We start from the raw sequence: 13,815 nt of genomic DNA, 5'->3' as shown, positions 1-13,815 counted from the left end.
CTCCGGGCGTTTGCCGGCTGCCGGTCCGTATGGTGCCTTCCGGCTCCGCGCGGTTGCCGTACGCCCCTGCGGTCCCCGGCGCTCCGCCAGGTCGGCCGTCCCTGCCTCGCTCCCGTACCGCCCGCGGGCCGGCCGCCGCGCGCTTGTATCGTGCCTCTGGAGCCCGCACCTGTGCCGGTCGGCTGCCTCAAGCGGTCGTGCACTGCCCCTGTGGTGCCCGGAGCCTCCGCCCGGCCCGCCCGCGCTCCGCCCGCTGTGCCGGGCGCCCGCGCTGCTCCGATGGGTCCGTGCGGCGAGGTTGTGCCGTGCTCCTGGGCCTCACCTCGGACCGCTGTACTGCCGGGCCGCCGCCCTGCCGCCTTCACTGCCCAACTCCCGCGCTGCCGCTCGCCGCCCGTCTCCGCCCGGCAGCGCCGCCGGGCGGCCTGCCTCAGTCACCTCCGCCGCCGGCCTGATGTCCGGCCGCCCCCCTGCCGCGCCCGCCACGGCCGCCTCTGCCTCATTCCTCGGCCGTGGGCCGTCGCCGCCTCTGTCGGCGGCCTCGTGCCGGACGGCGGCGGCCTGCCACTGTCACGGGCCCCGCCCGCCTTGTCGGCCACCGGCCATCACTGGCCGCCGCGGCCCGGCCGCTACGTCGGCCGCCGTCGACTGTCGGCCGTGAGCCATCGGGCCATCGGCTACTGATCCAGGCGCCTGCCGGTTCCTGTCGTCACCGTCCGCCCGGACCCGCCGCCGGCTTCCTGCCGCCGCGCGCATGCTGCCTGTCGCCGCCGCCCGGCCGCGCCAGTGCCGTGCTTTTGTACTGGCCCGTCCCTCCTGTCCCTGCCCGCGTCCCGTCCGCGTGGGCCGAGCCGGCTGTACCGATCCCGCCACCGCCTCCACCTGGCCGCCCCAGCGGTGGCCGCGTCCACCGTGCCGTGTTGGGCCGTATGCCGCTGGCCGGGCCTGTGCGGGCCCCGGCCGGGCAGGCCCCTGAGCCGCCGGCGGTTTGGTGGTCTGCCCGCGCCGCGTTCCGCTGCGCCTGCCGCCCCCCGGGCCCGCATGCGCCCGGCTGTCCCACCGGCGCCCCGCCCCGCCCCGCTGCCCGTGCCTGCCGTCCCCGCTCTCGCTGCGCCCGTGTGCCGTCCCGTGGCCGGCCACCCGCCGCACCGGCCCCCCCTGGACCGGCGGCCGGAAGGGCCCCCGCTTCCGGCTGTCGGCCCCCGTGCCCGGCCTCCGGCCGCCCGTCGGCGGCCCGGCCGTCTCGCCCACCGCGCCGCGCCAGCCCTTGGCCGTCCGGAGGCTTGCACCGAGCTGCGTGGCGTCCTGGCGGCCCGGCCGTGCCCGGTCGTCCCGCCCGTGCGGCGCCTGACCGCCGCCCGTCCGGGGTGCCGCCCGCCGTTGCGGAGGCCGGGCCGCCTGCCGTCCCCTGTCCTTCGCCCGCGTCCCGCCCGGGTGGGCCGCGCAGCCCCACCCGCTGCGCCCGCGCCGGTCGCCTCCCGTGCGCTCCACCTCCGCGCTTCCTCGCCGCTTTCCGGCCGCCCGGCGAGTCCGTGCCGCGTTCACCACAGGGCGAAGCTCGGCCACGACGACATCGAACCCTCGGGACCGCGCCCCAGCCCGTACCCGGCGCCACCGGTCACACCCGCTTCGAAGACCCGGTCGACGTCCGCGGAATCGAACCCGGGGCCGTCGTCCAGAACGTCGACCACGATCACGTCGCCCTGGTCGCGCGCGGTGATCCACACACGGGACCGCGCGTGCCGCGGGCCGCTCTCCAGGGGTGACAGCGGTGACACGGCGACGTCGGGCGCCACGGCCACCTCAATCTTCGCGGGAAAGGCGACCTCGACCGTGCGACCGCCGATCGCCTGCCGTGCGGAGGAGCGCAGATCGCACTGGGTCCCCTCGTCCGTCCGTGCGCGCGGCGCGCAGAATCGTCGTGATCGCCACATCGAGGCGGTCGACCTCGCTCAGTACCGCCTCCGGCAGCACCGGCTCGCCGGACAGCTGAGCTCGGGACGCGGATGCCCTCCAGCACCGCGAGAAAGGCGGTGGCGTCCGCCGTCTGGCCGTACGTGAGCACGATCGACAGCGGCAGGCCGCGGTCAGGTGGACCTTCGTGGTCAGCCCGCGCCAGGACCGGCCGAGGCCTGCCGCGCCGCCGAGCGGTGCGGATCCTCCAGTTCGTCCCGCTCTGTTCCCCTTTCTTGCGGGCGCCGGCGGCGTGCTGGTGGGCCCGGTAACGGGGAGAGTCCACCGACACCGTCCACTCCACCCGGCCCACGCGTCGTCGCAGACCTGCACGTGTTCGGGCAGGTCACGCCACGGCGCCCCCGTCCGCAACCGCCACAGCACCCCGTTGACCACCTGCCGGTGATCACGTCACGGACGATCCCGCCCGTCGGCACCCGGCAGCAGCGGCGCGATCCGCTCCGTCAGACACGACCTAGGCGTCGATGCTCTCCCCCCGCGCCAATCGCAGGTGCTCCGCGCCGCCGAGATCGCCAACCCATGTGTCGTAGACGGGCCGGGACTGGTCAGTGAGCAGCCCGTCGTGCACGTCGACGGAGCGCCGGGGCCCCACCTCGCGTACGTACTCGATGACCTCGGAGATCTTGTTCCAGGGCGCCTGTACGGGCAGTAGCAGCGTGTCCACGGATCGGTCCGGCACGGTCAGCGCGTCGCCGGGATGGAAGACCGAACCGTCCACCAGATAGCCGACGTTGGTGATCCGCGGGATGTCCGGGTGGATCACCGCGTGCCACTCGCCGTGCACCTGGACGTCGAAGCCGGCGAGGGTGAGGGCATCGCCGTGACCAACAGTGTGCACCCGATTGGGGAAAGCGGCGGCGACCTGGTCGGCGACGGCCGCCGGCGCCCATAGCCCGGCCGCCGGGTTCGCCTCCAGTCCGACCCGCAACCGCTCCTCGTCGAAGTGGTCGAAGTGCTCGTGTGTGACGAGGATGACGTCCGCGTCGGCCGCCGCGTCCTCCTCACTCCACAGGCCCGGGTCGATGACGAGGACGCCGCCATGCTTCTCCAGGCGTACGCAGGCATGTCCCCTCTTGGTGAGCCTCATACTCCCAGTCTGCGCCGCCCGGCCCTGATCTGCGTGGTCCCAGCTCGGGCCGCTTGGCTGGTCGTGGCGTGGCTCAGGTGGCACGCTCCCCCGCGCCTGAGGGCGTCCAGGGCGAAGGTGGCCTCGCACGGTTCACGCTGCGACCGGTGCGGTCTGGCCGGAGCACACCCGCGTTGGCGGGGAGGACGACGGCCCGATGTTCGAGCCCAGCACCTGGTGCGGAGCACCCACGCCCGCGGTGCTCCCACCCAGCCGGCGCTTTCATCCTGGGGAGATAGCGTCCAAGTGGCGGCGCCTGCGGGTGGCATGTCACCGAGGGGAGTGGGTGCCTTGCATGCGCCCGCGGCCCGCGACGGTCCTGCTACACGCGGGCGCTGCTCACACAACCGTGGTGTCCCCTCGTCGGTCTGGGTGTTCGCGGGTCGCGCGGGGTGCAGGCCGGGCTGCACTGCCTGGTGGATACCGAGAGCCGGCCGTACGGGCGCAGCCCCGATACATGCGTCGGCGCCCCGGCCTTGGGCGCGGACGAAGCGGTCCGTGAGCGGCAGTCCTTGGTAGGCCACGATCCAGCCGTCGGCGACGGCCGGATCGGCCACGCGGCCGTCTGCTGTGCGGCACCAGGGGTGCTCGAAGGCGCCGATGATCGGCTCGTCGGCGAGTGCGTGGCCCTCGCAGTAGGTCCAGCCCTCGTGGTCGGCCCATTCGTGGGCGATGGCGAAGCAGTCCCCGGTCCGCTGGGGGTGCGCACCGGTGGACCAGGAAGCGGGACCGGACCCCCGGGCCGCGTCGTGCCCGCACCGTACCGGTCTCTGTCGCGCACCGGGCCGTCTCACCGCGCGCTGGGCCGCCTGCCGCCTGCCGCCTGCCGCCTGCCGCCTGCCTCCCGGCCGGGTCCGCGCGGGCCCCGGCCGGCGCTGTGCCCGGCGACTCGGCCCACTGTGTCCCGTCCCCGCGGGTTGGGCCTGCTCCCGGCGCCCGCGCCGAGTTGCTGCTTGTCGTACGCCCTGTGCGTGCGCCGTCCCGGTTCGTGCCGGAGGTTCCTGGCTGCGCGCCGCGGTGTGGTGTCCGCTGCCTGACTTGTATCCCGTCTGCCGGCCGGGAAGGGGGCGTTGTGGTAAGCGGTGCTGGTGAGGCGGTCACATCGGCGCCGGGGGGTGCCCCTATCTGTTGGGTCAAGCCGGGTGAGGATGGTCGGCATGACGGATCGGGATCGATTGGGTCGGACCGCAGCGCACTATGCCGCTGTCGGCGGGGACGCGGATGGCCTGAGGGTGCTGCTGGCTGAGGGCGCTGACCCGGGGGCTTCCGATGCAGAGGGTTGGACTCCGCTGCATTTTGCTGCTCAGGCGCAAGCCCCCGCGGTCGTCGAAGTGTTGCTGGCCGCGGGGGCGGTGGTCGATGCCGTGGACCGTCATGGCGATACGCCGTTGTCGAGGGCGGTGTTCTGTTCGCGGGGCGAAGGCCGGACGATTCGCCTCCTTCTCGAAGCCGGTGCCGACCCTGACCGGGACAACGTGCATGGTGTGAGCCCGAGGGCGCTGGCGGGGCGGATCGCCAATTATGACGTGGCTGTTCACCTTCCGGCTGGGGACGACGCGTCCTCCTAGACGCCCGTCTGCCGTGGCTGGCCGGGGTTCGTGGAAGGTGCCGTCGCGGAGCATCGCGAACAGGACGTCTGCCCGGCGTCGGGCGAGGCAGAGCAGGGCCTGGGTGTGGCGCTTGCCCTGGGCGATCTTCTTGTCGTAGTAGGCCCGGGAGACCGGGTCGCCCAGAGCGGCGAACACGGAGGGGGAGAAGGCCCGTTCGAGCTGCTTGTTTCCTCGTCTGGAGGGCTGTTCGCCTCGGATCGAGGAGCCCGAGCTCCGGGTCGCCGGGGCGAGACCCGCGTAGGCGGCGAGATGGCCGGCGGTTGGGAAGGTGCTGCCGTCGCCGACCTCGATCAGGATGCGGGCTCCGGTCCTGACGCCTACTCCCGGCATTGACGTCAGGACCTTCGAAAGAGGGTGAGCCTCCAGCAGTTCCTCGATCCGCCCGGCCAGCAGCTTGCGCTGGTCGAGGACGGCCGTCAATGAGGCGGCCAGGCTCGGGACGATCAGCGCGGCGGCCTCGGTCCCCGGAACGGTCACGGTCTGCTCGTCCAACGCGGCGAGATGTCCTCGACCAGCCGCTCGGCCATCCGCGGTGCCTTCGGCCGCAGCAGGGTGACCAGCCGCCGACGGCCGGCCTTGCGGATTTGGGCCGGGGATCCGAACCGTTCCAGCAGGGTGAGGGCGGCCGGGTGCTGCAGCCGCGGTCCCAGCACTCGTTCCAGCGAGGGGTGGATCTGGGTCAGCAGGCCGTGCGGCCGGTTGGCGACCCTGGTTGCCTCGCCGGCCAGGTCGTCGTCGAAGCCTACGGTCATCTCCAGCTCGGCGATCGTCTCGTCCTCGCCCTCGACCGCCTGCAGCGTGTGGGGCATCGCGCGGGCGGCGTCGGCGATGATGAACGCGTCCCTCGCGTCGGTCTTGGCTTCGCCGGGGTAGAGGTCGGCGATCCGCCGCATCGTCAGTCCGGGCAGGTAGGCGACCGGGCAGCCCATGTCCCTCGCCACCGCCAGTGGCAGGGCTCCGATCGAGGCCGGCTGGTCGACCACGACCAGCACCGTTCCGTGCTTGGCCTGGAGCTTCGCGAACAACTCGCGGAGCTTGGGCTCGGTGTTGGGCAGGCGTTTGTCGAATGCTTTCTTCCCGGCCGGGGTCACGGCGGTGGCGTGGTGTTCGCCCTTGCCGACGTCCAGGCCCAGGAAGACGTCGATATCGCCGGTGTCGATCACGTGCAGGCTCATCCATCACGCTCTCGTCCGGCCTTGCCAGGGCACCGAGCTGCCACATTCACGTTACGGAGAGCTCTTCCGGCCCGGGTGAAGCCGGTGCTCAAGCCCCTCATCAGCGGTCCGTCGATGCCTCCGGACCCGGTGACACCACCCCCCGGATCATGAACAACAAGGCGGGGAAGTCATGCCGGACCCGAAGGCCGGAAGCCCCATTGCGGAGCCACGAAGAAGGTAACGGGGGGAGGGGCTGCTCGTTGGCTGCGTCCCGGCGCTGGTCGGCGGTATGTGGTTTCCCGGCTCCGCGGGAGGGGTCCTTCAGTTTCGCCCGGGTGTTCATGGGCCCTCCTCCTTTCTCGCCTCGTCGATGGTCTGCTAGGCCTCCTCCGGGGTCATGGCGTGCTGGTCGCCGGGCTGGGCGATCACGATCTGCGGGTTGATCGCGTCGGTCCAGTCGATGTCGTGGCGACGCTGCTCGGTCATGGTGTGCTCACCTCCTCGTCGGTGCGGTCGGTGCGGTCGGTGCGGTCGGTGCGGTCGGTGCGATCGGTGCGATCGGTGCCGGAGGCCGCCCGTTGCCCGGTCCGACGGCCCGCCGCCGCCCGGTCCGACGGCCCGCCGCCGCCCTCCGCGCCTCCTCGCCGCTCCCCGGCTGCCCGGCGGGCCCGGGCCGCCGTGCTGGTGCCGGCCTGCTGCGCCCCGTCCCGCTGAGTTGGCCCTGCGTCCGCCGTCCCGCTGTCGCCTGTCCGGTCGCCCGAGCCGCCGCCGTGCCGTCCGCCGCCCGCGCTCCGAGTCCTCCCGCGCGCTGCCGTCCCGCCCTTCCGTCTGCCGTGCGGTGCCGTGCCCGAAGGGCGTGTCGCCGCGCGCCACCGTGCCGCTGCGCCCCGCCCCCTGGCTTGGGTCGAGATGCCTGTCCCTGTCGGGTTCGGACGGAGGCCTCGCGGCCTATCACCGTGACCTCCTCGGGCGCATCCGCCGCGGCCAGGGCGCCACCGCGACCTGACCCGGCGCTTCACCGGCTCCGGCCTGACAGCAGGCCGGAGCTCCTGCCGCATCGCGTCGACCAGGAACACGAGCAGGAACGGTGGCGCGGAGGGCGGCCTTGCTGAATCACCTTGAGCGCGGATGTGGCCCCTCGCGCGGACGAAGGGGTGGCGGGCAGCGAGCTGAGCCGAAGCTCAGGAGCTGTCACCAGCGGGACCGGCTGAGCTGGTGAATGAGGGCAGTCGAAGCAGCCTGATTGTCACCAACGAGGCATCCGACTTGTCATAGGCACTGATTCACCAGTCTTTCTGTCACCAGATTGGATCTGGACCCGCTCGCGCATACACAACCACGCACACGCCAACCCATCTGCACTGCTTCCCTTCGGTCGCCGATGAGTTTCGGTGTGCCGGACGGTCCAAGACGGCACACCGGCAAAGGGAGAACCTGATGGGCAAGACGCGCTTGCATCCGATGACTCACATCGCCCGCCGCATGTTCGAGCTTCTGGAGCCGATCTGCCTGGTCACGTTCCTCGCGGACGAGTGCAACGAGGAACTGGCCGCACTCGGCCACCGCACCTACTGGGACGGCTACTTCGCCAGCCGCGCCGCACCACTGGGACGGGTGCCGGCCCAAGTCGTGCACGCAGCCTTCTACAACTTCGCCGACGGGGAGGCCGCACGGCACATCCCCAGCGCCTGGGAGACGATCTCGCCCGAGGCCTCCGTCGCCGCGCGGGAGCGGGGCAGCGCGGCCTCCCTACGGCGCATCCTCGGCGACGAGCTGGCAGAGTCCCCGGGCCTGGCGCGCGCCGCCGACCTGACCACCAAGGCCGCGACGAGCGCCCCTACCGAAGGCCGGGTGATGTACGCCGGCATGCGCACCCTTGAGGTACCGGGCGACCCCGTTGCCCAGCTGTGGCATTCCGCGACCATGCTGCGCGAGCACCGCGGCGACGGGCACATCGCCGCTCTCGTCGGCGCGCGCATCGGCGGCACCGAGGCCCACGTGCTCTCCGCTCTGGAGCAGGGCATCCACCCCCCGGAGTCGTTCGGACGCATTCATCACCTGCCGAAAGAGCGCCTGGCCGCGGTCATGGGCGGCATGCGCGAACGCGGACTCATCGACATCGACGGCCACTTCACCGACGCAGGCCGCGCGACCAAGCAACGCATCGAAACCCTCACTGACGAACTCGCCACCCCGCCCTACGACGCCCTGTCCCCCGCCGAACTCGACGAACTGATCACCAACCTCGAACCCATCACCGCGACCCTGGTGGCCGCAGGATCGCAGTGACACTCAGATACGGCATGCGCCCAAGGGGGGCGCAGGTGACAAAAGCCTGCCTACGTGGCAACTATCCTGCTTTGGCTCAAGAGCGCTGAGCCGAAGCACGGTAGTCGCACCAGCGGAGTCGCGTGAGCTGCGAGAGGGGGTCGTTTGAAGCATTGTGGTTGTCACAGGTGAGGCATCTGACTTGTCGCGTGACCTCGTTCAGCAGCCTTACTCTCACCGAAGGCGTTCCTGGGGCCCGCACAGCGCTAGCGTCAGGTCCATGATCGTATGGCTCAACGGCACGCACGGCGCGGGCAAGCCGGGGCTGCCCGCGACGGACAACTTCCAGCACTGGCCACCGTGGCGGCCGCTCGTGGTCGAGACCGCCCGACGCATCCTCGACTACACCGGCGGCACCCTGGTGATGCCCATGACCATCCTGGTCGAGCAGTACTGGCGCCAGATCAGCTCGGGCCTTGCCCAGCACGATATTCCGGACCGGCACTTCGTCCTCCACGCCGACCAGGACACCCTCCGTGCACGCATCGCGGGTGACACCGTTCTCGGCCCCGACTCCCCGTTCCGGCTCCGGTACCTCGAGCCTTACGCCGAGGCCGCCCGCGCGTGGCTGCACGCCGAGGCCGAGGTCATCGATACCACGTACTTCACCCCTGTGCAGGCCGCCCAGCAGATCGCAGAGGCCGTCAAGAGTTGAGACCTCCCGCCGTCGACGTCCAGGCGCTCGGTGTGCTTCCTGGCGGGTCGTAGGTGTCCCTCGCGGTCGTGGTACTGCCGGGCTGCGCGGAGGTTGAGTGCCCACTTGTCGTCGGCGGTGAGTTTCGCGGGCCGGGCTGCGGGGCCGGCGGGTTCCAGTCCGAGCGTGCTCCCGGGGAGCCACTGCTGCGCGGGGGAGAGCTTGTCCCATCCCTGCTGCTGCGCGACGGCCCACGCCCCGAGATCCTTTCCCTGCACGACGAGTTCACCCGCTCGCTCCGGCAGCGCGCCCCCGGCCCGGACGCGGGCGAGGGTAAGGCAGCGCTGCCAGGCCACGTCCCAGCCGAGCGGCCCTCGGAGCGGGGTGGGGCGCTGGCTCCAGGGAGGGACGGCGAGCCAGGGCCCGGGGCGTGCATGAGGGCGTATGCCGCCTTCAGCTTGCCGACGTGTGTGCCGTGCCCTTGGTGCGGATGTGCTGACGGAGGAAGAGGGCGGCGCGCTCGAGTGCCTCGTCGGCTTCGTCCAGGATGCCGGCGAACGCCTGGAAGACATGTGGAACGTCAGCGGTGACGTCCAGGATGACGTCCACTCCGGCTTCCCTCGCGCGCGTGGCCATGCGTGTGGAGTCGTCCAGGAGCATTTCGTTGGCGCCCGCCTGCAGAAGTATCGGAGGGAAACCGGTCAGGTCGGCGCAGATGGCGGGACTGAGCATGGGCTGGTGTGGGTCCTGTCCCGCAAGGTACATGGCCCCGGTGTGTTCCAGGCCCTCGCGCGTGAAGAACGGGTCGATGCCCGCCTTGCTGTCCATGCTCCCGCCTGTCCGGGTCATGTCGAGTCCAGGGGAGAACGCCACGATCGCGGCGGGCATGGGCAGGCCCGAGCCGCGAGCGGCGAGGCAGGTGGCGGCAGTGAGGCCGCCACCGGCGGAGTCCCCGGCGAACGCGATCGCCGAAGGGTCTTCGCCGCTGTCGAGAAGTGCGCGGTAGGCGCTCAGCCCGTCCTCGATCGCGGCCGGGAACGGGTGCTCAGGGGCAAGCCGGTAATCCAACGAGAACGCCCTGAATCCTGTTTTGGTCACCAGGTTCCCCGTCAGCGACATCGCCGTCTCCGGTGAACCGACCACGTAGGAGCCGCCGTGGAAGTAGAGGATTGTCCCGGCCTTCGCACTGCCGGCCGGCTCGACGAGCACCGCGGGCCGGTCGCCGAGCGTCGCAGTCTGGGTGCGGATCCCGGCCGGGACGATCATTTCGGCCATCATTGCCCTGAACCCGGCGCGGAGCTCCTCCACCGACCGAGGGCCCTCAGGCCGGGGCCGCCGAACCATCGCGTCGATCTCCGCGCGCTGCTGCCTGCTCATTGTCGCCTCCATCACAAGTGCATGCCCAAGAACTATATGCTCAGACATATAGTTGGGTGCTAAGATATATGCCATGGCATCTAAGTCAAGCGGTGGCCGGGTCGACCTCCCGGGCTTCTTCGCCGACCTCGTTCGCTGTGAGACGCGCCTCTACAACGCGCTGAACGACCGTCTTCGCGAGCGGCACGGGATCGTCACCTCGCAGTTCGAATTCCTGCGCTTCCTGCGCGACTACCCCGGGTCCCGGGTGGCGGACCTTGCAGCCGAGTTCGCCATCGGGATCGGTGCAACCAGCAAGGGCGTCGACCGTCTGGAGAGACAGGCATGGGTCACACGGCGAACCAATCCATCGGATCGTCGCTCATCACTGCTGGACCTGACCGATGACGGCCTGCAAGTCGTCGAGGCGGCCGAGGCGACCTTCACTGAAACGCTGGCCGAGCTGACCGCAGGCGCCCTCCGCGGCCCCTCAGGGCTGGCCGCCGTACAGGTCCTTTCGGAGCTCCGCTCCGTGCTCGAACGCCATCAGATCGGCCTACCCACAGGCTGACCGGCATGTGCATCCAGTCCGATCGCCCGCTGGCCATGTGATCAGCCTTTGTTGCAAGCGATGGCCTGCGTCCGCCGTTCCGTTCCCGCTTGTCCGGCCGCCCGAGTCGCCGCCCCTCACCCGCCCCGCGGACCGCCGCCCGCCCGCACTCGCGCCATGACGACGCCGTCGCAGTGGAGGACCTGCTGGAGCTGGCCGCCGCGGCCGGTCCGCTCGCGGCCGCCGCCGCTCTGGCCGGCGCTCCGGACGCGGGCGCCGCCGGCTACGCCCTGGTGCTGCAGCGGCTCGTGGCGGCCGCCCCCGCCGTCTGGACCGCCGACGTGCCCCGCGTTTGGACGTCCTGGATCGGCCGGAGCTCGCCGCGTTCTACCTCGCCATCGCGGCGAGTGCCGCGCGCCACCCGGGCGTCTTCCCCACCGGGCTGGCCGAGGCCGTCCACGCCGCGCTCACTCTCAGCCGCGCCCTGCCTGCCCCCACCAATCCCCATGTGCTCGACGCGGCGGATTTCGCCGGCCGGGCGTGTCCGCTCTGCTGCACTTCGTATGGCGCACCGGTGGCGGCCTCGCCGGTGACCTGCCGGCTGTCCTCGCCCGTCTGCACGCCTACCGTCAGCTGACCGCACCTCCCGCGGTCAGGGGCCTGGCTACCGACGAGGCGCCGCTGGGCCCGTACGCAGGTGCGCACCTGATCCGCAGGTCCCCCGTTATCGGCTTCTTCCCGCGCCGCTGCGCTGCCCGGTGACAGCATCGAGCAGTCGACCTCCGTACATAGGCTTCCACGTATGGCCAGCCGATCTTTTCCCTACGACCGGTTCCTGGGTGAGTTCCAGGAGCTGGCGCACGGTCGCCCCGACGGCCCTTCACTGCGCGACTCGGTCCGCGACCACGCAGTGCCGGATGAGGAGAAGCTGGTGCGTTACCTGCGAGGAGGATCAGCTCTTGCCGTGACCGGATCACCGGTCCACGACGCACTGAGTGGTGAGTTCATCGGTGCGTTGGAGCTGCACACCGACGGCGAGTGGTTCTGGCACTCGGACCTCGCTCACTATGTCGAGCGCTACCACATCCCGCTGGAGGCAATCTTCATCGATCACGCACGCGCGCGCCACTGGACGCCACCCGCACTCTCAACTGAAGACCTCATCGAGATCGCCGACACATTGGAGGCGCTCGATTCCGAAGACTTGGAGGGTGCACAAGGCTGTCCTAGTTATCGTTCGGGGTGAGTTTGTCGGCGCCGCGGCGGGCACCCGCCGGGGGGTTCTGCGCTGCTGACGGGGTCCGCTCGCGACCGTACGGCAGGATGTGGTCATGGCGATTGAAGGCGTGCGCTGGCTGGCGGAGTCTGAGTGGTATTACAGCGTCACCTTCGCCCGTGGCATCACGCCGGAGGAGTTGGCTGCCCGCCTGGGGGCCAGTCCCGGCGCCGCGCGTGCGACGGCCACGGCGCAGGAGGCAGTCGCTCTCCTCAATGATCCCGACGTCGGCGTCGCCCGGATGGGGCAGGCGGGGGGATGGGCGTTCGCCGCCGAGTACGGGGAAAGCCGCGGCGCCCGGCACGACATCCTCACGGGTAGGTGCAGCGGCTGCACCTCGGTCTCCACGATGTCCAGCAGGATCCGTGCGACGCGGGCGGGGGCGCCGCTCGGTCCTCTTCGCCATGCTCCGAGACGGCACCTTCTACCAGTCACCCGTTTCGGCCACTGATTGACGAAGGCCATAGGGGCACTTTTCGCGCGGACGTGGGAGGCATCCACGCAGGCCCGCGTCCAGTCCAGGGCGTCGGCCGCGTGCAGCTCTGCGAGCGGGAGACAGTGCAACTGGTCGAAGACACCGGCCATGTGCCAACGGCGCAGTCGACGCCAGCAGGTCTGTCCGGAGCCGAACCCCAGCTACAACCGCAGCAGTTGCCAACTGATGTCGTTGTAGAGCACGTACAGGATGCCCTGCAGACATAGCCGGTCGTCCACTGGCTTCGGGCCGGGCGCCTTCTCCGGCCAAGGCAGCAGCAGAGGCTCGATCAGCGCCCACAAGTCATCGTCCACAGCCCACGGCCGGTTCCCCACACGTCACGAACGGCGAAACCGTAGGACTGGTCACTGCCGACCAGCACACATCCACAAGATCGTGTGACGAGCTCTTGCAGCGCGTCGAGCAGGGCGTTGTCCTCCCGCTGGTCGACTACTTCGAGGGTAGCTGGAGAGGACTTTGGGTGAGAGCTCACCCATCCTGCTTTTCCATGACGGCATCGAGTTTCGGTCTCGAGTCAGGGTCCGCCCTGGCCGAGTCAGAAGGCGGAACGGATCAGGCCACCGTCGACGCGGATCGTCGCGCCACAGATGTACTCGGCATACCCGCTACAGAGATATGCAACTGCGCCTGCGATCTCCTCCGGCTTCCCGTAACGGTTCTGGTCGTTCGGGAGGGTCTCCGCCTCGTTCGGCCCCATGCCGAAATCCTTCATCGTCTTGACGCCGATCACCCCGGGCGCAACGACGTTCGAGGTCACGCCAGTGCCCTTTAGCTCACGGGCCAGTGATACCGCGAGGTTGTGCCGGGCTGCCAGGGTGGCGCTGTACTGGGGGTAAGTGTTCATTGGCTGCACGGCCAGACCTCCACCGATGGTGATGACCCGGCCCCAGCCACGCTTGCGCATCGCCGGGACCAGGTGTTGGATCATCCGCACGCCCGAGATGACGTTGACGTTATAGGCCTCGCTCCAGTCCTCAGGGCTCGCGTCTGTCCACGACAGCGCTCGGTAGAAGCCAGCGTTGTTGACGAGGATGTCGATGGGGCCATCCGCTGTGGCTGAGCGGGCCACCTCCGCAGCCCCCTCGTCGGTGGCGAGGTCACCCAACGCTGTGATGGCCTCACCTCCGGCTTCCCGAATCTCCTCAGAGACCCTCTCCATACGGGTCCTGTCTCGGCCGTGAACCACGACGGATGCGCCCTCCGCAGCCAGCAGCTTTGCGATCGCCTCTCCGAGCCCGGCGCTCGATCCGGTGATGAGTGCACGCTTTCCATTGAGATTGATGTTCATGTCCCGCTCCTCTCCTGTGG

11 protein-coding genes and 3 pseudogenes are annotated in these 13,815 nt (G+C 70.6%); 7 read left to right on the top strand and 7 right to left on the bottom strand.

All coding sequences use genetic code 11. The features are described from left to right. Positions 1–1,541 precede the first annotated feature (1,541 nt). The 3 genes and pseudogenes from AB0946_RS27680 to AB0946_RS27670 all read right to left on the bottom strand — a co-directional run bounded on the left by AB0946_RS27680 (position 1,542) and on the right by AB0946_RS27670 (position 3,061). A complete protein-coding gene (locus AB0946_RS27680) occupies positions 1,542–1,934 on the bottom strand; it encodes an ATP-binding protein (protein ID WP_366763354.1) in 393 nt (130 codons plus the stop codon). Between the two features lie 62 nt (positions 1,935–1,996). Further along, a pseudogene (locus AB0946_RS27675) lies at positions 1,997–2,421 on the bottom strand (transposase); the annotation flags it as partial. 7 nt (positions 2,422–2,428) lie between these two features. Next, on the bottom strand, positions 2,429–3,061 hold the full coding sequence (locus AB0946_RS27670; protein ID WP_366763353.1) for an MBL fold metallo-hydrolase: 633 nt from the start codon (positions 3,059–3,061) through the stop codon (positions 2,429–2,431). Positions 3,062–4,248: 1,187 nt separating this feature from the next. On the opposite strand from AB0946_RS27670, the gene AB0946_RS27665 reads away from it, so the two are divergent. After that, entirely contained in the window at positions 4,249–4,668 is a 420-nt protein-coding gene (locus AB0946_RS27665) for an ankyrin repeat domain-containing protein (protein WP_366763439.1), read from the top strand. Positions 4,669–4,689: 21 nt separating this feature from the next. Here AB0946_RS27665 and AB0946_RS27660 read toward each other — a convergent pair. Continuing rightward, positions 4,690–5,885 (bottom strand): annotated as a pseudogene (locus AB0946_RS27660) (IS110 family transposase); the annotation flags it as partial. A 1,419-nt stretch (positions 5,886–7,304) separates the two neighbouring features. On the opposite strand from AB0946_RS27660, the gene AB0946_RS27655 reads away from it, so the two are divergent. Together AB0946_RS27655 and AB0946_RS27650 are read left to right on the top strand one after the other, a co-directional pair. Then, positions 7,305–8,156 (top strand): MarR family transcriptional regulator, encoded by an 852-nt coding sequence (locus tag AB0946_RS27655; RefSeq protein WP_366763352.1) that lies wholly within the window; start codon positions 7,305–7,307, stop codon positions 8,154–8,156. A gap of 259 nt (positions 8,157–8,415) precedes the next feature. Next, positions 8,416–8,850 (top strand): ATP-binding protein, encoded by a 435-nt coding sequence (locus tag AB0946_RS27650; RefSeq protein ID WP_366763351.1) that lies wholly within the window; start codon positions 8,416–8,418, stop codon positions 8,848–8,850. Between the two features lie 432 nt (positions 8,851–9,282). Here the strand turns inward: AB0946_RS27650 and AB0946_RS27645 are convergent, their stop codons facing one another. After that, positions 9,283–10,206 (bottom strand): alpha/beta hydrolase, encoded by a 924-nt coding sequence (locus AB0946_RS27645; RefSeq protein WP_366763350.1) that lies wholly within the window; start codon positions 10,204–10,206, stop codon positions 9,283–9,285. 73 nt (positions 10,207–10,279) lie between these two features. On the opposite strand from AB0946_RS27645, the gene AB0946_RS27640 reads away from it, so the two are divergent. From AB0946_RS27640 to AB0946_RS27625, 4 genes are all read left to right on the top strand, one after another. Further along, positions 10,280–10,756 (top strand): MarR family transcriptional regulator, encoded by a 477-nt coding sequence (locus AB0946_RS27640; RefSeq protein ID WP_366763349.1) that lies wholly within the window; start codon positions 10,280–10,282, stop codon positions 10,754–10,756. 331 nt (positions 10,757–11,087) lie between these two features. Beyond that, a complete protein-coding gene (locus AB0946_RS27635; protein ID WP_366763348.1) occupies positions 11,088–11,372 on the top strand; it encodes a hypothetical protein in 285 nt (94 codons plus the stop codon). A gap of 165 nt (positions 11,373–11,537) precedes the next feature. After that, positions 11,538–11,981, top strand: coding sequence for a hypothetical protein (locus tag AB0946_RS27630; protein ID WP_366763347.1), 444 nt, complete (start codon positions 11,538–11,540; stop codon positions 11,979–11,981). An 85-nt stretch (positions 11,982–12,066) separates the two neighbouring features. After that, positions 12,067–12,462, top strand: a complete 396-nt coding sequence (locus AB0946_RS27625; protein WP_366763447.1) for a hypothetical protein — start codon at positions 12,067–12,069, stop codon at positions 12,460–12,462. Positions 12,463–12,488: 26 nt separating this feature from the next. On the opposite strand, the pseudogene AB0946_RS27620 reads toward AB0946_RS27625, so the two are convergent. After that, positions 12,489–12,800 (bottom strand): annotated as a pseudogene (locus tag AB0946_RS27620) (transposase); the annotation flags it as partial. Between the two features lie 242 nt (positions 12,801–13,042). Continuing rightward, positions 13,043–13,795, bottom strand: coding sequence for an SDR family oxidoreductase (locus tag AB0946_RS27615; RefSeq protein WP_366763346.1), 753 nt, complete (start codon positions 13,793–13,795; stop codon positions 13,043–13,045). Between the last annotated feature and the right edge of the window lie 20 nt (positions 13,796–13,815).

The sequence above is a fragment of the Streptomyces sp. NPDC046870 genome, assembly GCF_040704595.1.
Lineage (GTDB): Bacteria > Actinomycetota > Actinomycetes > Streptomycetales > Streptomycetaceae > Streptomyces > Streptomyces argyrophylli.
This window is presented reverse-complemented; position numbering and strand designations above follow the sequence as displayed.